We start from the raw sequence: 18,328 nt of genomic DNA, 5'->3' as shown, positions 1-18,328 counted from the left end.
GAGGGGACGGGTCAGGATGGGCGTCGCCGGAGCGAGCGACCGGGGACGGCGTCGGTGCGACGACCGTCGGCGATGACGGCTGCGCCGTTCACGAAGACCCACGGGATGCCTGCGGCCTGTTGCCGCGGTTCGGCGAAGGTCGCGCGGTCGGCGATCGTCTCGGGGTCGAAGAGGACGACGTCGGCGACGGCACCGACGCGGAGGACGCCGCGGTCGGTGAGTCCGAGTCGGGCGGCCGGACGGGAGGTGAGGTGGGCGACGGCGTCCTCGAGTCCGAGCACGCCGGCTTCACGGACGTAGTGTCCGAGGTAGCGGGGGAAGGTGCCCCAGGCGCGTGGGTGGGGTTTCGCCCCGATGAGGATGCCGTCGCTGCCGCCCGTGTGGGCCGGGTGCACCATCATCGTGCGCACGTTGGCCTCGTCGCCGACGTGCTGGAGGATGCCGGTCGCGAGGCGGTCGGCCTCGAGGAGCTCGAAGAACAGGGCGGTGGGGTCGCCCGACCAGGCGTGGCCGGTGTCCTCGGCGGCGATGGCGGCGACGGTGCGACCCACGTAGCCGGCGAGCTCGGGGTTCGCGACACCGGAGATCTCGATCGTCGCCCAGTCGGTGACGACGCCGTGGCAGCCGTCGGTGCCGAGCACTTCGAGCTCGTGCCGCACCCGCGCGCGGACGTCGTCGTCGCCCAGACGCTCGAGCGTCGCTTCCGGCCCACCGACGGCCGCCCAGCTCGGGAGCAGGGCCGAGAGCGTGGTCGATCCCGGCAGGTAGGGGTAGGTGTCGAGCGTGAGGTCGACTCCGTCGGCGATGGCGTCGTCGATGAGCGCGACGAGCTCCGCGGCACGACCGGCGTTGACGCCGAAGTTCATCGTCGCGTGCGTGAGGTGCAGCGCGCAGCCGGAGCGCCGACTGACGTCGATCATCTCCGCATAGGCCTCGAGCGCACCCTTCCCGTAGGAGCGCTGATGCGGTGCGTAGAAGCCGCCGTGCTCCGCCACCGTGCGGCACAGCGCGACGAGCTCCTCGGTGTCGGCGAACATCCCGGGCACGTAGGTGAGGCCGGAGGACATGCCGACGGCGCCCGCCCGGAGTCCTGCGGCGACGAGCTCCTGCATCCGCACGATCTCGTCCGGGGTGGCGGCGCGATTCTCGGTGCCGACCACGAGCATGCGGACGGAACCCTGCGGCACGAGGTAGGCGACGTTCAGCGCGGCTCCGCGGTCGACGCGGTCGAGGTATTCGCCGACGCTCCGCCAGGCGAAGTCCACGTCGTCGGGTTGGCCGTTCCAGCCGGCGATCTGCTGTCGGACGATCGCCATCGTGTGGTCGTCCGTCGGCGCGTAGGAGAGGCCGTCCTGCCCGAGGACCTCGGTGGTGACGCCCTGCGAGACCTTCGCGAGGTGGTCGTGGTCGCGCAGCACGGCGAGGTCGGAGTGCGCGTGCATGTCGATGAACCCCGGTGCGGCGACGAGCCCCTCGGCGTCGACGACGAGCGCATCGGCCGGCGCGTCGGTGGCGGCGTCGGCACCGATCGCGACGATGCGGCCGCCGTCGATGAGCACCGAGCCGAGCGTGCTCGGGCCACCGGTGCCGTCGACGATGCGCGCATCGCGGAGGAGCACCGCGCGCGCATCACCCGTCGGCCGTGAGCTCACGGCAGCAGGGCCGCCGCGGTGAACGCGGCCGCGCGCTCGGTGACGCCGGCCCAATCCGCGGCGGCGACGTCGGCCGCTCCGACCACGCTGGACCCCGCGGTCACGGCGGCGGCACCGGCCTGGATGTACTCACGGGCGTTCCCGGCGTGCAGCCCACCGGAGGGCACGAGCCGGAGACCGGGGAACGGGCCGGACAGGTCCTTGAGGAACCCGGGGCCCATGGCGGCGGCGGGGAAGATCTTCACCGCGTGCGAGCCGAGTGCGGCCGCCCGCATGACCTCGCTGGGCGTCATCGCGCCGAGCAGGAACGGCACGCCGGCGGCGGTCGCGACCTCGGCGACCTCCTCGCTCAAGCCGGGAGTGACGAGGAACTGCGCGCCGGCGTCGATGGCGCGCTGCGCGGTGTCGCGGTCCACGACCGTCCCGGCACCGATCACCGCGCCGTGGTCGGCGATCGCATCGGCTGCGGCCCGGATCAGCGCCTCGACGCCGGGGGTGGTGAAGGTGAACTCGACGCTGCGGATGCCGCCCGCGGCGAGCGCCCGGCAGAGTTCGACCGGGTCGGGGATGACGGGCACGCGCACGACGGCGATGGCGCGGTCGGCGTAGAGCGCGTCGAGGGCGTGCGGCGCGGACGGAGGGGTCTCGAGCGTCATGCGGGTCTCCTGTTCGGGGTCGGCTCAGCCGAAGGTGGTGGTGACGGCGTCGACGGCGCGCGGTTCGGCGAGACGGACGTCGTCGACGACGATGAGCGCACGCCACTTGTCGAAGGTGGTGCAGGGGTGGGAGAGGCCGAGGCGGATGACGTCGCCGACCTCGACGTCACTGCCGGGCGGCAGGGAGACGAAGGTGTGCTGGTCGTTCATGGCCGTGGCCGTCGCACCCGCCAGCGGTTCGACGGTGCTGGAACCGGCACGACGGACACCCTGCACCTCGGGCAGCCCCTCGTCGAAGGGGAAGTCGCGCTTGCCGCCGTCGATGAGCGCGAGACCGGGCTCGGGACGGGAGACGACCGTGGCCCAGCCGTGGATCGCCGAGCGGAACGAACCGACGCCCTCGTGTCGGCCGAGGGGCGTGATCCCGCGGTAGAAGCCGTCGTCGTGGGTGATGTAGGCGCCGGAGCGCAGCAGGACGTCGACGCGCGGGCCACGCGCGCCGTCGAGGTCGCGCAGGCCGGCGAGGACCTCGGCGACGACGTCGAAGTAGGCACTTCCGCCGGCGGTCACGATGACGGTGTCCACGCGCTCGTCGTAGCGACCGCCCGAGACCAGCTCGGTGTGCAGCGCCGCGAGGGACTCGAGGTAGTCGCGGACGATCCGGAGCGAACCCTCGTCGCCGTGGTGCGCGAGCGCTCCCTCGTACCCGCCGACGCCGGCGAGCGCGAGCTCTGGCGAGGCGACGACGGCGTCGGCGATCTCCCGGGCGGTGGCGTGGTCGCGGGCCCCGGTCCGTCCACCCGGTGCTCCGAGTTCCACGAGGACGTGCAGCGGACGACGTGGCGGCCGCTCGGCCAGCACGCGGGCCATGATCTCCACCGCGCGGACCGAGTCGGCCCACACGACGATCTCGGTGTCGCCCTCCTCCAACGCGCGCCCGACGGCACGGAGGTGCTCGGGCTGCACGAGTGCGTTGGCGAGCATGACCCGGGGGATCGACCAGTCGAGGGCGATCGACAGCTGCCACGGCGTCGCGACGGTGACACCCCAGCTTCCGGCGTCGAGCTGACGTTGCCAGAGAGCACGGTTCATCGTCGTCTTACCGTGCGGGGCGAGCCCGACACCGGCGCGCTCGCACCACTGCCGCATGGTCTCGACGTTGTCGGCGACCGCCGAGCGATCGAGCGTGACAAGGGGCGTCGTGAAGTCGGCGAGCGCCGGGCGAGCACCGAGGAACGTGGCCGCATCGGTTCCGACGGAGGCCGGCGGGAAGCCCTTGAGGCTGCCGTCGAGCACCCCGAGGGCGGCGGCGTCGAAGTCGTCCGTCATGGTCTCCTCGTTTCGGGTCCGAGCGTTGCGCCACCGAGAACCGGTCAGGTGGATTGCAACATGCGCAACACGGATTGCACTGATCGCTACGTCTGTTCTAGCATTGCGACCACAGGCCGTCAACCGGACAGGGCCGCGACACGAGGGGAACCGTGATGACGACGTCACCGTCCACCGTGAGCACGATCGGCGAGGCGATGGTCGTCCTCCTCCCCGAGGGGCAGCTCCCCGTCGCCGAGGCGCGCGAGTACCGCACGGGCGTCGGGGGCGCCGAGTTCAACGTCGCGTCCAGCCTCGCGCGCCTGGGCGTCCCCACCCACTGGATCTCCCGCGTCGGCGACGACGGCTTCGGCGACTACATCCTCGAGACGGCCCGCCACGACGGCGTGCTCACCGACGCCGTCGAGCGCGACGACCACCGGCCCACCGGGCTCTACGTGAAGGAGACGGTCATCGGTGCCGACGGCGATCGACGACCGCGGATGCACTACTACCGCAGCGGCTCGGCCGCGTCGGCGCTCAGTGCCGACACCCTCCGGCACGACGCGACCCGCGCAGCTGTCGCCGCGTCGACCATCGTGCACACCTCGGGGATCACGCCCGCGCTGTCCGACTCGACCGCGGACCTCGTGGGCGAGCTGGGCGGAGCCCTCCCCGACGGCGCCGTCCTGAGCGTCGACCTCAACTTCCGGCCGCGCCTGTGGGAACGCCGGTCCACGGCCGCACTCCACCGCCTGCTCGACCAGGCCTCGGTCCTCTTCCTCGGCACCGACGAAGCCGAGCTGTTCTTCGGGCACACGGACGCCGAGCGGCTCTTCGCAGATCTGCCCACCCTGCAGCGCATCGTCCTGAAGGACGAGGAGAACGCCGCGACGACGGTCCACCGGGGCGTCGCGGAGCACTGCGTGGTGCGGTCCCTCTCGGTCGACGTCGTCGAGACGGTCGGCGCGGGCGACGCGTTCGCCGCCGGATACCTCGCCGGCCTGGCCGACGGCCTCGACGACACCGCCTGCACGCGGCTCGGCCACGCGGTCGCGGCATCGACACTCATCTGTCACGGCGACCGCCCGGAACTGGTCCCCGACGCACCCGGTGTCCGCACCATCGTCGAGGCGGACGACGCGTCGTGGGCTTCGTGGCGGATCGCCGCGGACCGACCGCTGCCCTGGTCGACGGCCGGATCACCGGGGACGGTGGGCGCATGAGTCAGTCACTCTCCCGGGCGCTCGACCTCCTCCGCGAGATCGTCTCCGGCACGAACTCCCTCGACGCGCTCGCGGCGACGGCCGGTGTGCACAAGACCACGGTGCTGCGCCTGCTCAACACGCTCGAGGAGCACGGCTTCGTCACCCGCGACGCCTCGTACCGCTACCACCTCGGGCGGGCGATGTTCGAACTGACCCAGACCGCGCTCGACGAGCAGGACGTCCGTGGGGTCGCGGCCCCGCACATCCGCGCACTCGGCGCGGCGACCGGTCAGACGGTCCACCTCGCCGCGTACGAGAACGGTTCGGTGTTCTACATCGACAAGGTCGAGTCGCGCCAACCACTCCGGATGTACTCGCGCGTGGGCCTGCCGGCCTCGCTGTATGCGACCGGCGTGGCCAAGGTGCTCCTCGGCGGACTCGACGAGGCCGAGCGTCGGCGCGTCGTCACCGGCATCGTCTTCGAGCGGTACACCGACAAGACCATCACCGACGCCGACGCCCTCCTCGCGGAGATCGAGCGCTCCAACGGACGCGGGTGGGCGGAGGACCACGAGGAGCACGAGAGCTTCATGAACTGCGTCGCCGCGCCGGTGTTCGGACCGGACGGCCGCGTCGCCGCCGCCGTGTCGATCTCGGTCCCGACGATGGTGCTCCCCCACAGCGGCGTCCGCGCCCTGCTGCCGCAGTTGCTCGCCACCACGGAGGCGATCTCCGCCGAGCTCGGCTACGCGCCTCCCCCACCCACCCCCGGTCCCTGACCATCACCCCGGTCCCCGACCATCCACCCCGGTCCCCGAGCTTGTCGAAGGGCCGACCACACGAAGGACACCCCCATGACCGCACGCACCGCCATCTCCACGACCGACGCTCCGGCTCCCGCGCACACCTTCTCGCAGGGTGTCCGCAAGGGCAACTTCGTCCAGGTCTCCGGCCAGGGCCCTGTCGACCCGGCGACCAACGAGTACCTGTTCCCGGGTGACGTCGCCGCGCAGACCACCCGCACGCTGCAGAACGTCGAGGCGATCCTCAAGGCCGGCGGCGCGACCTTCGACGACGTCATGATGCTGCGCGTCTACCTCACGAAGCGCGAGGACTTCGCGATCATGAACGACGCCTACGGCGAGTTCGTCGGCTCGCGCGTCAAGAGCGGTGTCCTGCCGTCGCGTACCACGGTCTTCACCGGCCTCCCCCGCGAGGAGATGCTCGTCGAGATCGACGCGATCGCGATCGTCGACTGACCCTGCCTCGGCGCACGCCTCAGCCAGCATCAGCCGCCGGCTAGGGAAGCGGGAGGGACCGCCAGGTCCCTCTGTCGTTCACCCACAGCAGCTTGTCGCCGACGAGCAGGTCACCGGATCCACCGCCGACCGGGCGCGCCGTCCCCATGTGCCGCGTCGTGAGGTAGCTCGTCGCGGGCTGGGCGTTGATGTGCGGCGTGCCCGAGACGGACAGGCGATTGGCGGCCACCACCGAGCGACCGCTGGATCCGTAGGTGTCGATCCCGGTCGCGCAGGCCAGGACCGTGTTGCCCACGATCGTCACGCCGGCGGACGCGTTCGTGATGCCCATCCCGATGCGGAACCCCTCGATCCGGTTGCCGGTGACCTGCACGGTCCCGGCACCCTGATGCTGGATCCCGTACCCACTGGCCTCTCCGGCGCCGAGCAGGGAGTTGTCGGCGATGACGAGGTCCGCACTCAGGTAGGAGACGATGCCGCCGGCCGCGCCGCTCGGCGCGGTGACGCTGAAGCGGTTGCCGATGACGAGCGGACGGACGGCGCGTTGCAGCACCACACCGTTCGGGCAGGTGCCTCCCGCGAGCCGGATCACGTTGTCGGTGATCACCGTGTCGGTCGATCCGACGGATGTCGTGGTGTCACCGGAGGGCATCGCGGCGTCCTGCAAGCGGATGGCCGCCGACGCCACCCCGCGGATCTCGATCACGTTGCCGTCGAGCACCGTGGCCTCCGCACTGCGGTAGACCATGATCGGCCCGCGCGACGGACCCCAGGCCGAGCCCTGGTCGCCTTCGGCGGCGCGGGTCCAACGCACGGTGTTGTTCGAGATCCCGGTCGAGCGGGTGTCGATGGCGGCGATGCCCCACCAGGTGTTGCCGGTCACGGTGTTCCCGGACACGGTGGCGTGCGATACCGCCTCGAGCGCGATGCCCCGCCGGAACGGCCCGCTGACCACGTTGTCGTTGATCGAGAACATGGCGTCCGGGTACTGACCGGGGTCGACCTCGTAGTCCGACAGGCCTTCCGCGTGGATGCCGATCCGTGCGTCCGTTCCGGCGAGCGCGTTCACGACGTTGCCGGACACGAGGGCGCGGGCACCCCAGATGGTGATCCCGTCGCCGCGGTCCTCGCCGGCGCGGGAGGCCGAACCGCGTCCGCCGCCCGCGCCCACGATGTCGACGATGTGGCAGTTGGTGACGATGACGCCTTCGAACTCTCCGGTCGGCTCGTTGACGACGCCGTTCTGGAACCCGACGATGCGCACCCCGTCGACGGTGACGTCGCTCGTCCGGATGTCGATCGCGACATTGCGGGCACCGGTGGCCGAGCCGAGGTGGTCGGGGTGCGTGAGCCGGACTTCCCGCACCGTCGAGCCGGGTGCCATGACGCGGAGCGCGGGCGCATTGGCGATCCCGGCCGTCCACCGCAGCTCACCACTGCCCCGCAGGGCGAGCCGCTGATCGAGTTGGAGGGTTGCGTCGAGCTGCAGGACGGCTCCGCCCGGCACGATCACGGTGCTGCCGTCGGGTGCGGCCGCAAGCAGCGCCTGCACGGCCGCGGTCGAGACGGTGGCCCCGGTCGGATCGATGCCGGGGCCGGCCAGGACGATCGTGCCATCGTCGATCGCCATGCGCTCCCCCGAACCTGGCACCCTTCGCCCAGCGGACAAGACTAGTCCACTGGAACGTAGAATACCAGCTTCGGGGAGCCGCGAGGTCAGACCTGAGCTCGGCCCGCCGTCACCGTCACCAGTCGTGGACGGTGCCGTCGGCGAGGCGGTTGTAGGGCAGGTAGGCGCGCTGGTACGGGTACTTGCCCGCCTCGTCGACGTCGAGCTCGACACCTAGGCCGGGAGCCTCGCCCGGGTGCAGCATGCCGTCGGTCCACGTGTAGGACTGCTGGAACACCGCGTCGGTCTTCTCGCCGTGCTTCATGTACTCCTGGATCCCGAAGTTGTGGATCGCGAGCCCGAGATGCATCGCGGCCGCCATGCCCACCGGGGAGATGTCGGTCGGCCCGTGCATGCCCGACTTGATCTGGTACTGCGAGGCGTAGTCGAGCACCTTCTTCAGATGCGTGATCCCGCCCGTGTGCGTCACCGCGCTGCGGACGTAGTCGATGAGCTGCTCGCGGATGATCTGCTGGTAGTCCCACACCGTGTTGAAGATCTCGCCGATCGCGAGCGGCGTCGTCGTGTGCTGCCGGACGAGCCGCAGGGCCTCCGGGTTCTCCGCCGGCGTGCAGTCCTCCAACCAGAACAGGTCGTACGGTTCGAGCGACTTCCCGAGCTTCGCGGCCTGGATCGGCGTCATCCGGTGGTGCCCGTCGTGCAGCAACGGCAACTCCGGCCCGAACTCGTTCCGCACCGCCTCGAACACCGTCGGCAGGTGCCGCAGGTAGGAACGGGTGTCCCAATCCTCCTCGTTCGGCAGGCCGCCCCGCTGCGCCGGCTCGTGGTCGTAGCGGACACCCGTGTTGCCCTCGAAGGTGGCGTTGGACGCGATGCCGTAGATCGACTTCAACCCCGGCACCGCCGTCTGGATGCGGATCGCCTTGTAGCCCTGCGCCTGATGCTCACGGACACTGTCGAACAACTCCTCGTTGCTCTTGCCCGACGCGTGCCCGTACGCGAGCAGACCCGTCCGCGACGCTCCACCGAGCAGTTGGTACACGGGCATGCCCGCCGCCTTGCCCTTGATGTCCCACAGCGCCATGTCGACCGCGGCGATCGCCGCCATCGTCACCGGACCGCGACGCCAGTACGCCGAGCGGTACAGGAACTGCCAGGTGTCCTCGATCCGCGACGCATCGCGCCCGAGCAGCAGCGGCACGACGTGCTCCGCGAGGTACGCGACGACCGCCTGCTCGCGACCGTTCAGGGTGGCGTCACCGAGCCCGGTGAGCCCGTCATCCGTCGTGAGCTTCAGGGTCACGAAGTTCCGGTCGGGACTCGTGACGATGACCTCGGCCTTGTCGATGTTCATCGGTGCTACTCCTTCGTACGGTGCGACCGAAGTGGTCGCGCGGGTCGGGTGATTGCGGCGTCAGGGCCGCGGGCGGTCTCGGACCAGGTCATCGCCGAGTCGTTCGACCTCGGCGACCAGCTCCGGTCCGCCGCCCCTCGACGGGTCGAGCAGGCGCGGGTCGATCAGACGGACAAGCGCCGTCGTGCGCTCGGAGCCCTGCGCGCGCAGGGCCTCGGCGATGGCGTCCGCGGCTGCGTCACCCGGCCGGTCGTCCGCCTGCACGGCGAGCACCCAGGCGGCGATCACGCGGAGCGACCCGGTTCCTGGGCGACCGGCCGCCAGCTCACCGAGGAGGGTCGAGACGATCCGCACCCGCAGCTTCGTCACCCCTTCGAGCGCGATCTGCTGCAGCCGGTGTTCGATGCGGGCGTTGTCGAAGCGCTCGAGCAGCGCGCGCCGGTAGGCCGCCAGGTCGAGGCCATCCGGGAGGTGGCGTTCCGTCTCGTCCCAGTACTCGTCGACCCAGGCTCGGCAGGCGCGGTCGCCGACGGCTTCGGCGACCGTGGTGTGCCCGCGGAGTGGTCCGGCGTAGGCGAGCAGGCTGTGGGCCCCGTTGAGCAACCGGAGTTTGCGCTGCTCGAAGGGCTCCAGGTCGTCGACGAACCGGACGCCGGCCCGCTCCCAGGCCGGTCGTCCGGCGGGGAAGTCGCCGCTCAGCACCCAGTCGGTGAAGGGCTCGGTCACGACGGGCACCCCGTCGGTGTAGCCGGTGAGCGCGGCGGCCGCCACCTCGTCCGCGGCGGTCGGCCGCGGCGTGATGCGGTCGACCGAGGCCGAGACGAACGACACCTGTGCGGCGATCCACTGCGCGGTCTCGGTGTGGACCCGTTCGGCGAGCGCGAGCACCGCACCCCGGACGAGCGCGCCGCCGTCGGCGATGTTGTCACACGGGACGATGGCGATCGGGCCGGCTCCGGAGCGACGGCGTGCCTCCAAGCCGAGCACCAGCCGACCGAGGGCCGTCGTCGGCCGGGCGTCCCCGAGCGCCGCTTCGGCACGACAGGCGGCGGACAGGATGGCGACGTCCTGCTCGACCGCCGGATCCGACGTGTCCGGTCGGCCGTCCGCGTCGAGGCGGTACCCGGACTCGGTGACGGTGAGCGTGACGATCGCGGTCGACTCCAGCGCGAGGAGGTCGACCAGGCGCGGGAGGTCGGCTCCATCCCTGGCCTCGACGATCGAGCCGACGATGGTCGCCGTATCGCCCGCGGCCGACCGTTCGACGACGGTGTACAGGCAGTCCTGAGCGCTCAGTTCGGCCGCGGCCTGTGGGCTCCGACCGGTGAACGCGGCGATGCCCCACTCGTGGTCGGGGTCGGCGAGCTGCGTGTACCAGGCCTGGTGCGCGCGGTGGAAGGCACCGAGTCCGAGGTGGACGATCCTGACCGGCGCCGTCGGGAAGCCGGGCAGCAGCGCGCGCGACAGCCGAGGGGCCGTCTCCGCTCCGTGCTCGGCGTCGGTGGGACGCTGCGCCGCTGGCGCCCTCACAGCTTGAAGACCCGTCGCGGCTGGTCGACCACGAGGTCGAGGATGGTCCGCTCGGCCGTCACCCGGTCGACACGCCCTTCACGGACGAGCCGCGAGAGGAACGCCGCGTCGAGGCGCCGCGACATGTCGTGACGTGCCGGGATGGAGAGGAACGCGCGGGTGTCGTCGATGAACCCGGACCCCCGCGAGAAGCCCGCGGTCTCCGTCACGGCCGCTCGGAAGCGGAGCACGGCGTCGGGTGCGTCGAGGAACCACCACGGTGCGCCGATGAAGACGCTCGGGTAGAACCCGGCGAGCGGGGCGATCTCCCGCGAGTAGCTCGTCTCGTCCACGCTGAAGAGGACGAGGTGGAATCCGGGAGCCGTCCCGAAGCGTTCGAGCAGCGGGCGGAGGGGCTGCACGTACTCGGTTCGCACCGGCAGGTCGTGGCCGGTGTCGGGGCCGGAGCGTCCGCGCGTGGCCGAGTGGTGGTCCCGGAAGACGCCCGGATGGACGGTCATGACGAGCCCGTCCTCGACACTCATCCGGGCGCTCTCGAACAGCATGTGGGCGGCGAAGCGCCCACGCTCGGCGGCGTCGGCGGTCCCCGACAGAGCGCGGTCGAAGAGGGCCTGCGCCTCGGCGGCGTCGAGCTCCACAGTGCGCGGTTCCAGGACCCCGTGGTCGGCGGACACGGCGCCGTGCTCGATGAAGTGCCGACGACGGCCGGCGAGGGCCTCGAGATAGCCGCGGTGACTGCCCTCGGGCGTCCCGTTCCAGGCGGCGAGCGCGGCGACGCGCTCCGACCACCCGGGCTTCGACGGGTCCAGGTAGGCGTCGGGACGGAACGTCGGGAGCACGCGCCCCCGGAAGCCGGGATCGGCCGCGAGCGCGGCGTGGGCCGCGAGATCGTCCATCGGGTCGTCGGTGGTCGCGAGCACCTCGATGCGGAAGCGGTCGAACAGCGCGCGCGGACGGAACGCCGGCTGCTGGAGGGCATCCTCGATCGTGGTGAAGAGTCGGTCCGCGTTCGCCGCGTCGGGCTGCTCCGTGATGCCGAACTGCTCACCGAGGATCGTGCTCAGCCAGTATCCGGAGGCGGTGCCGGCGAAACGGGGCCACTCCTCGCAGAACCGACGCCAGGCGTCACGCGGGGCGGCGACGGCACCACCGTCCGCGATGTCGGGCACGCCGACCTCGGCGAGCGCGTGACCGGAGGCGTGCAGCAGGCGGGTCACGTAGTGGTCGTGACGGAGGAAGAGCTGGGTGGCGTCCGTGAACGGGGTGTCGTCGACGAGCATGGCCGGGTCGACGTGGCCGTGGGGGGAGATGATCGGCAGCTCGGCGACCGAGCGGTAGAGCTCGCGGGCGACGTCGCGCGTCCCCGGATCGGCGGGGAGCAGGCGGTCTGGATCGTTCTGCAGCGTCAGTGGCACGCCTCCATTGAAGCCAGCGACCGACATGCTGTCAACCGATTGCCACCACTTCGTGGCAATCGCTTGCCACGTCGCGGACCTTCTGCGAGACTGATCCCGCTTCCGCCCAGGACGTCCCGGCCGACCACCGCTGAAACGCTTCACTGCCGCGAGGAGCGCACCCCCGCTATCAAAGGAGATTGCAGTGGCAAGCAGCATTCGTTTCGGAATCGCGACCGCGGGAATCCTCGCCCTCGCACTGACCGCCTGCTCAGGGCCGGGCGGCGACGACTCGGCCGACGGCCCGGTGACGCTCGAGTTCTGGGCCTGGGGCTCCAACATCGACAAACGCGTCGAAGTGTGGAACGAGGCCAACCCCGACATCCAGGTGAACATCTCGGCCCCGGCGAGCGGCGCCGACATGCCCGTCCGCGTGCTGAGCGCCGTCCGCGCCGGGGACGGCCCCGACATCGCGCAGGCCGAGTACACGCAGATGCCGACCTACGTCTCCGCCGGGGTGCTCGCCCCGCTCGACAGCGCGAAGGCGGAGCTCGAGGAGGCCTACTCCCCCACGGTGCTCGACACCGTCTCCTTCGACGACACGGTCTACGGCGTCCCGCAGGACCTCGGGCCGGCATTGTTCGTCTACCGCAACGACCTCTTCGCCCAGTACGGCCTCACACCGGCGGCCAGTTGGGACGACTTCCGCGCCCTCGCCGAGCAGGTCCGCACGCTCGACGGCGACCGGTACCTCTTCAACTTCAGCTCCATCGACGCCGACCAGTTCATGGGCCTCGCCTTGCAGAACGGGGCCGAGTGGTGGGACTACTCCGACGAGGAGTGGAGCGTCGACATCGCCAGCGCCCAGACGCAGGAGGTCCTCGACTTCTGGCAGGGCATGGTCGAGGACGACCTCGTGAGCACGTACCAGACCGGCAGCCCGGAGCAGATCGAGGCGACCGCGAGCGGCCGCGTGCTGGGTACGATCGCCGGGGCGTGGGCGCCTGGGCCACTGCTCAACCAGTATCCCGACACGGTCGGCCTGTGGTCGGCCGCGCAGATCCCGCAGTGGGACACCGCCGACCCGAGGGTCTTCGCGCGCGGCGGCTCCGCCAACGTCATCCTCAAGGAGAGCCCGCACTACGAGCAGGCCCTCGAATTCATCACCTGGTTGAACGCCTCCGAGGAGGGCGCCGAGGGGCTCGTCGAGGTCAACAAGTTCACCGGGGCACTCCACGGCCAGGAGATCGACCGCACGCCGCCGGACCTCATGCCGGAGGACACCACGTACTGGCCGAGCGCCACCGAGGCCGCCTCGAAGCTCGTGTCCGTGCAGTGGGGACCGAACACGCAGGTCGCCTTCACCGCGATCACCGACGAGCTCGGCAACGCGATCGAGGGGACGAGCCCGTGGGCCGACGTCCTCCCGAAGGTGCAGGACATCGTGCAGAAGGATCTGGCCGGGTAATGACCGTGCCGACCATCGAGCAGCCCCGTGCCCGCGGCACCGCCGCGGGCACGGCTCCCACCGGACGGCGCGCCTCGCTGACGCGTCCGCACCACCTGTTCGCCTGGGGACTCATCGCACCCGCGGTCGTGCTCTTCGTGTTCGTCTTCATCATCCCGATCGTCTACTCCGGCGGCCTCAGCCTCATGGGGACGGCGGCCGGGGCGAGCGCCTACGGCGTGCGTGAGGAGGTCTTCGTCGGGCTCGGCAACTACGTGAAGGTCCTCGAGGACCCGACGTTCTGGACCAGCCTCGGCAACCTCGCCGTGTACGCGCTGTTCCTCGTCCCCATCATGATGCTGACGGCCATGCTGCTGGCGCTCCTCCTCGACCTGCCGCGCGCCCACCTCCGGGCGTTCAGCCGCATGGCGATCTTCCTGCCGTACGGTGTCCCGAGCGTCATCGCGGCGCTCATGTGGGGCTTCCTGTACGTGCCGGAGATCAGCCCGATCTACCAGCTCGCCGAGACCTTCGGCCTGCAGTTCCCGACGCTGCTGCGCGGCGACCTCGTCATGACGGCGATCATCAACGTCGTGCTGTGGGGCGGGATCGGGTTCAACACGATCATCCTGTACACCTCGCTGCAGTCGCTGCCGAAGGAGCAGATCGACGCCGCCCGCATCGACGGCTGCGACGAGCCGCGGATCGCCTGGTACATCAAGCTGCCGCACATCGTGCCCGCGACGATCCTGACGGGCCTGTTCTCGATCATCGGCGCCCTGCAGGTGTACAGCGAACCGCAGATGCTCTCGAGTCTCACGCCGGCCATCAACTCGACCTACTTCCCGCTCATGCGGGTGTACCGGGACGCCTTCGCCCACGACGACCTCAACTCGGCGTCGGCGGCTTCCATCATCCTCGCCCTCGCCACCGTGCTGCTGTCGCTCCTGGTGCTCGGTGGGCAACGCCTCGCCGCTCGGAGGAACGCATGACCACCACCGCACGCACCCCGGAACGGGTCGAGGAGGACCGACGTGCCAGGGAGGCCTCGCGCCGGAGCCACCGCGAGCACGACCGCAAGCCGGACAACGGTCCGAGCCTCGTCCGGAAGCTCGGCGGCCTCCTCCCCACGATCGTCCTGCTCATCGCCGTCGTCTACTTCCTCCTCCCGATGGTCTGGGTCGTGTTCGCCGCGACGAAGAGCACCGGTGAGCTGTTCTCGACGGGCGCCTTCTCCGTCGGGTCGAGCCTCGTCGACAACCTGGTCGACCTCTTCGAGTACGAGAACGGCTCCTTCATCCGCTGGCTGGGCAACAGCTTCATCTACTCGATCGGCGGAGCACTGCTGTCGACGGTGGTCTCGGCGGCCGCCGGCTACGCGCTCGCGCTCTACCGGTTCCCCGGCAAGAAGGCCGTGATGGTGGGGCTGCTCGCCGGTGTCCTCCTGCCGACGATCACGCTTGCGATCCCCCAGTACATGCTGTTCGCGCAGCTCAACCTCACCAACACCTACTGGGCGGTGCTCATCCCGATCTCGATCACGCCGTTCGGGATCTACCTCTCCTACGTGTTCGCGCGGGGGTCCGTGCCTCAGGAGCTCCTCGAAGCCGCACGGGTGGACGGGTCGAACGAGGGCCGCACCTTCGTCTCGATCGGCCTCCCGCTGCTGTTCCCCGGCCTCGTCACCGTGTTCCTCCTGCAGTTCATCGGCGCCTGGAACAACTTCCTGCTGCCGTACATCATGCAGTCGAAGTCGGAACTCTCCCCGATCACCGTCGCCATGTTCCTCATGCTCAACCGCGGCGGCAGCGAACCGGTGCTCTACTCGGTGGCCATCGCGGGCGCGCTCGTCGCCGTCATCCCCGTCGTGATCTTCGTCCTGGTGTTGCAGCGCTTCTGGCGCCTGGACCTCATCTCGGGAAGCCTGAAGTAGCCATGACGACCCTCCACCCCACGAACGGAAGGACCCCCATGTCCGACACGGACACGCGATCCGACACGAACCCGACGGCCCAGCGGTACCCGCTCAGCGGCTACGGCGTGATCGTGCCGAGCGAGCGCATCGCCGCAGCGTTCGCCGCCGGCGCCGACTACGCCGAATCGACCATCGTCGGCAACCTCGTCGTGGCCGAGGGCGACGGCTGGGTGCGCAACCCGGCGTACGACGCCACGGTCCGCCGCGGTTCCTTCGCGATCCTGTTCCCCGCCGAGCTGTCCCTGGCGGACCCTGGCGTCCCGGCGGACCGCGTCACCGCCTACCTCGACGCCGCCATGCCCATCATCGGCTCGGTCGCGGAACCGGGCGCGAAGATCGTCTTCGGGAGCGGGACCGCGCGCACCATCCCCGACGGGGTCGACCTCGCGGCTGCCCGGGCACGGTTCGCGGAGGTCGTCGTCGAGACCCGCGACGCCGCCGAGCGGAACGAGCTGCAGATCGTCCTGGAGCCGTTGAACCGACGCGAGACGAACCTCCTGAACTCCCTCGAGGAGACGGTCGCGTTCCTCGACGAGTTCGACATCGAGCGCGTCCCCGTCGTCGCCGACCTCTTCCACATCATGCTCGAGGCCGAGCCGCTGTCGGTCGTCCGGGAGCTCGGGCCGCGCATCGGGCACGCGCACATCGCCGACGCCGAGCGACGACCCCCAGGGCAGGGCGACTGGCCGCTCGCCCCCTTCATCGAGGCCCTCCGGGAGGGCGGCTACGACGGCCCCGTCACCGTCGAGTGCCTCTTCGAGGACTTCCAGCCCGAACTCGAGGCCGCCCTCGCGCACCTCCGCCGGCTCGCCTGAGCCGGCACGACCGCAGCCCGCAGCACCCACCGAACTGGAGCGAACCCCCGCATGACCCGACCGCACCGCATCGCCATCGCCGGCGCCGGCATCATCTCGAAGCAGCACGGCATCGTCATCGACCAGCTGCGCGACGAGTTGGAGCTCGTCGCCGTCGCAGACCCCGAACTCGCGAAGGCGGAGGCCCTCGTCGCCGAGCGCGGCGGACGGGCGTTCGCGAGCCTCACCGAGGCGTTGGCGCAGACCGACCCGGACATCGTCGTCGTCTGCACGCCCACCGGGTTGCACGCCGATCTCGCCATCGAGGCGCTCGAGGCCGGGAAGCACGTCATCATCGAGAAGCCGGCCGACGTCACCGTCTCGCGGACCGACGACATCATCGCCGCCCAGGAGCGAGCCGGGACGCTCGTCACCGTCATCTCGCAGCACCGGTTCGACCCCTCGACGGAGATCATCCTCGACGCGGTCGAGCGCGGCGACTTCGGTCGACTCACCTCGGGCATCGCGTCCGTCGACTGGTGGCGCGGCCAGAGCTACTACGACTCCGGTGACTGGCGTGGCACTTGGGCGCTCGACGGCGGCGGTGCGCTCATGAACCAGGGCGTGCACACCGTCGACCTGCTCGTCGCGGTGCTCGGGCGTCCGGTCGAGGTCTTCGGCTACACCGCGCTCCTCGCCCACGAACGGATCGAGACCGAGGACGTCGCGGTCGGTGTCGTGCGGTTCGCCTCCGGCGCGCTCGGCGTCCTCCACGGCTCCACCGCCGTCTACCCGGGACTCATGGCCAGGCTGCAGGTGCACGGCGACCGCGGCTCGGCGGTCATCGAGAACGACCAGCTCACCTACTTCCACGCCACCCCCGCCGGCACGGAGCGCGCTGAGGCGTTCTTCGGTTCGCAGGGCGCCGGCACGAACCAGGCCGAGCAGTTCGCCGACGAGACCCAGGCCGGCTCCAGCGTCGCCGGCCAGATGTCGGACGCGCATCTGCGGCAGTACCGGAACGTCCTCGCCGCGATCCGCGGGGAGGAGCCGCTGCGCGTGACCCTCGCGGAGAACCGACAGGCGATCTCGATCATCACGGGCCTCTACGAATCGGCCCGCACCGGAGCGCCCGTCCGCCTCGACACCGTTCCGGCGGTGGCCCGATGAACGCCAGGACGCCCCGGGTGGCGGCGAACCCCATCCCCTACTGGAGTGCACGCGGCAAGACGCGGGAGGTGTTCGAGGAGGCCTTCGCCGACTTCCAGCGCATCGGGTTCACCGCGGTGAAGGCCGACATCCCCGAGGGCATGACCGCCGACGAGTACCGGTCCTGGATCGACGGCTACGGTCTGGCGCCGTCGCTCAGCCTGTTCAGCAGCCCGTTCGACGAGACGGTCGAGCTGGCCGACGTCCTGGAGGCCGCGAAGGCGTTCGGAGCCGCACAGGCCTCGCTCGGACTCGACCGGACGATGATCTCCTCCATGTCGGTCCCGGGCCGCATGGTCACCCCGGCCGTCGGCGCGGACTTCTCGCAGGAACGCCTCGACCGCGCCATCGAGCACGCCGGTCGCACCTGCGAGGTCCTGCTCGCCGAGGGGGTCCGCCCGCTGCACCACTCGCACGTCGGCGGGGTCTTCGAGACGGAGCACGAGATCCGGAGCCTGCTCGACACCCTCGGACCGGACCTCATCGGCTTCGGTCCCGACACCGGCCACCTGCGCTGGGCCGGCGCAGACCCCGTCGCCATGATCACCGACTACCGCGACCGGGTCGGCGGCATCCACATCAAGGACGTCTACGCCGACCACCTCGACGGTGCGGGCGACGGCACCCTGTCGTACCAGGAGACCTCGCAGACGAAACGCCTGTGGGCGGAGCCCGGACTCGGTGTGCTCGACTTCGACGCCATCGTCGCGGCGATGCCTGCGGACTACGACGGCGACTACATGATCGAGGTCGACTTCCCGAGCGTCGACAGCGTCTTCGAGTCGCACCGGCTGTCCTACGAATGGGCGAGCCACGCGCTCGACGTCGGGAGCCGCTGAGGGCCCCGGGGTGAGCCCGCGAGCGGTGACCGCGGCAGTACGATGGCTCAGGTCGCCGACGGCGGCGATCGAG

At 70.7% G+C, this 18,328-nt stretch carries 16 protein-coding genes; 9 read left to right on the top strand and 7 right to left on the bottom strand.

The genetic code is table 11. The features are described from left to right. Positions 1–11: 11 nt before the first annotated feature. The 3 genes from QRN26_RS04070 to QRN26_RS04060 are packed head-to-tail and all read right to left on the bottom strand — an operon-like array spanning position 12 to position 3,637. A complete protein-coding gene (locus tag QRN26_RS04070; RefSeq protein ID WP_285035357.1) occupies positions 12–1,652 on the bottom strand; it encodes an N-acyl-D-amino-acid deacylase family protein in 1,641 nt (546 codons plus the stop codon). Beyond that, positions 1,649–2,308, bottom strand: coding sequence for a bifunctional 4-hydroxy-2-oxoglutarate aldolase/2-dehydro-3-deoxy-phosphogluconate aldolase (locus QRN26_RS04065; RefSeq protein WP_285035356.1), 660 nt, complete (start codon positions 2,306–2,308; stop codon positions 1,649–1,651). Before QRN26_RS04065 ends, QRN26_RS04070 begins: the two co-directional genes overlap by 4 nt. Positions 2,309–2,332: 24 nt before the next feature. Next, complete coding sequence (locus QRN26_RS04060) at positions 2,333–3,637, bottom strand: type III PLP-dependent enzyme domain-containing protein (protein WP_285035355.1); 1,305 nt, start codon at positions 3,635–3,637, stop codon at positions 2,333–2,335. Between the two features lie 155 nt (positions 3,638–3,792). On the opposite strand from QRN26_RS04060, the gene QRN26_RS04055 reads away from it, so the two are divergent. The 3 genes from QRN26_RS04055 (at position 3,793) to QRN26_RS04045 (ending at position 6,083) form a co-directional block, all read left to right on the top strand. After that, complete coding sequence (locus QRN26_RS04055) at positions 3,793–4,842, top strand: sugar kinase (protein WP_285035354.1); 1,050 nt, start codon at positions 3,793–3,795, stop codon at positions 4,840–4,842. Next, on the top strand, positions 4,839–5,603 hold the full coding sequence (locus tag QRN26_RS04050) for an IclR family transcriptional regulator (RefSeq protein ID WP_056011768.1): 765 nt from the start codon (positions 4,839–4,841) through the stop codon (positions 5,601–5,603). The genes QRN26_RS04055 and QRN26_RS04050 overlap by 4 nt, the downstream gene beginning before the upstream one ends. A 75-nt stretch (positions 5,604–5,678) precedes the next feature. Beyond that, complete coding sequence (locus QRN26_RS04045; RefSeq protein WP_056009933.1) at positions 5,679–6,083, top strand: RidA family protein; 405 nt, start codon at positions 5,679–5,681, stop codon at positions 6,081–6,083. Between the two features lie 40 nt (positions 6,084–6,123). Here QRN26_RS04045 and QRN26_RS04040 read toward each other — a convergent pair whose 3' ends face one another. The 4 genes from QRN26_RS04040 to uxaC all read right to left on the bottom strand — a co-directional run bounded on the left by QRN26_RS04040 (position 6,124) and on the right by uxaC (position 12,012). Further along, complete coding sequence (locus QRN26_RS04040; RefSeq protein ID WP_285035352.1) at positions 6,124–7,713, bottom strand: NosD domain-containing protein; 1,590 nt, start codon at positions 7,711–7,713, stop codon at positions 6,124–6,126. A 115-nt stretch (positions 7,714–7,828) separates the two neighbouring features. Continuing rightward, on the bottom strand, positions 7,829–9,067 hold the full coding sequence (gene manD / locus QRN26_RS04035) for a D-mannonate dehydratase ManD (RefSeq protein WP_285035351.1): 1,239 nt from the start codon (positions 9,065–9,067) through the stop codon (positions 7,829–7,831). A 60-nt stretch (positions 9,068–9,127) separates the two neighbouring features. Next, complete coding sequence (locus tag QRN26_RS04030) at positions 9,128–10,597, bottom strand: mannitol dehydrogenase family protein (protein ID WP_285035350.1); 1,470 nt, start codon at positions 10,595–10,597, stop codon at positions 9,128–9,130. Next, a complete protein-coding gene (uxaC, locus tag QRN26_RS04025) occupies positions 10,594–12,012 on the bottom strand; it encodes a glucuronate isomerase (RefSeq protein ID WP_285035349.1) in 1,419 nt (472 codons plus the stop codon). Before uxaC ends, QRN26_RS04030 begins: the two co-directional genes overlap by 4 nt. 184 nt (positions 12,013–12,196) lie before the next feature. Between uxaC and QRN26_RS04020 the strand changes: the two genes are divergently transcribed. Genes QRN26_RS04020 through QRN26_RS03995 form a run of 6 tightly spaced genes read left to right on the top strand, consistent with a single transcriptional unit; the run spans position 12,197 to position 18,255 of the window. Next, positions 12,197–13,459: an ABC transporter substrate-binding protein gene (locus QRN26_RS04020; protein WP_285035348.1), complete on the top strand. Its 1,263-nt coding sequence runs from the start codon at positions 12,197–12,199 to the stop codon at positions 13,457–13,459. After that, the gene (locus QRN26_RS04015) at positions 13,459–14,430 is read left to right on the top strand and encodes a carbohydrate ABC transporter permease (protein WP_285035347.1); all 972 of its coding nucleotides are present in this window, start codon (positions 13,459–13,461) and stop codon (positions 14,428–14,430) included. The genes QRN26_RS04020 and QRN26_RS04015 overlap by 1 nt, the downstream gene beginning before the upstream one ends. Beyond that, a complete protein-coding gene (locus tag QRN26_RS04010) occupies positions 14,427–15,371 on the top strand; it encodes a carbohydrate ABC transporter permease (protein ID WP_082498572.1) in 945 nt (314 codons plus the stop codon). The genes QRN26_RS04015 and QRN26_RS04010 overlap by 4 nt, the downstream gene beginning before the upstream one ends. A gap of 38 nt (positions 15,372–15,409) precedes the next feature. Continuing rightward, positions 15,410–16,228, top strand: a complete 819-nt coding sequence (locus QRN26_RS04005; RefSeq protein WP_285035346.1) for a sugar phosphate isomerase/epimerase family protein — start codon at positions 15,410–15,412, stop codon at positions 16,226–16,228. A gap of 51 nt (positions 16,229–16,279) precedes the next feature. Further along, positions 16,280–17,377, top strand: a complete 1,098-nt coding sequence (locus QRN26_RS04000; protein WP_285035345.1) for a Gfo/Idh/MocA family protein — start codon at positions 16,280–16,282, stop codon at positions 17,375–17,377. Beyond that, entirely contained in the window at positions 17,374–18,255 is an 882-nt protein-coding gene (locus QRN26_RS03995; protein WP_285035344.1) for a sugar phosphate isomerase/epimerase family protein, read from the top strand. Before QRN26_RS04000 ends, QRN26_RS03995 begins: the two co-directional genes overlap by 4 nt. Positions 18,256–18,328: the final 73 nt, after the last annotated feature.

The organism is Plantibacter sp. ME-Dv--P-095 (assembly GCF_030209365.1).
GTDB lineage: Bacteria > Actinomycetota > Actinomycetes > Actinomycetales > Microbacteriaceae > Plantibacter.
This window is presented reverse-complemented; position numbering and strand designations above follow the sequence as displayed.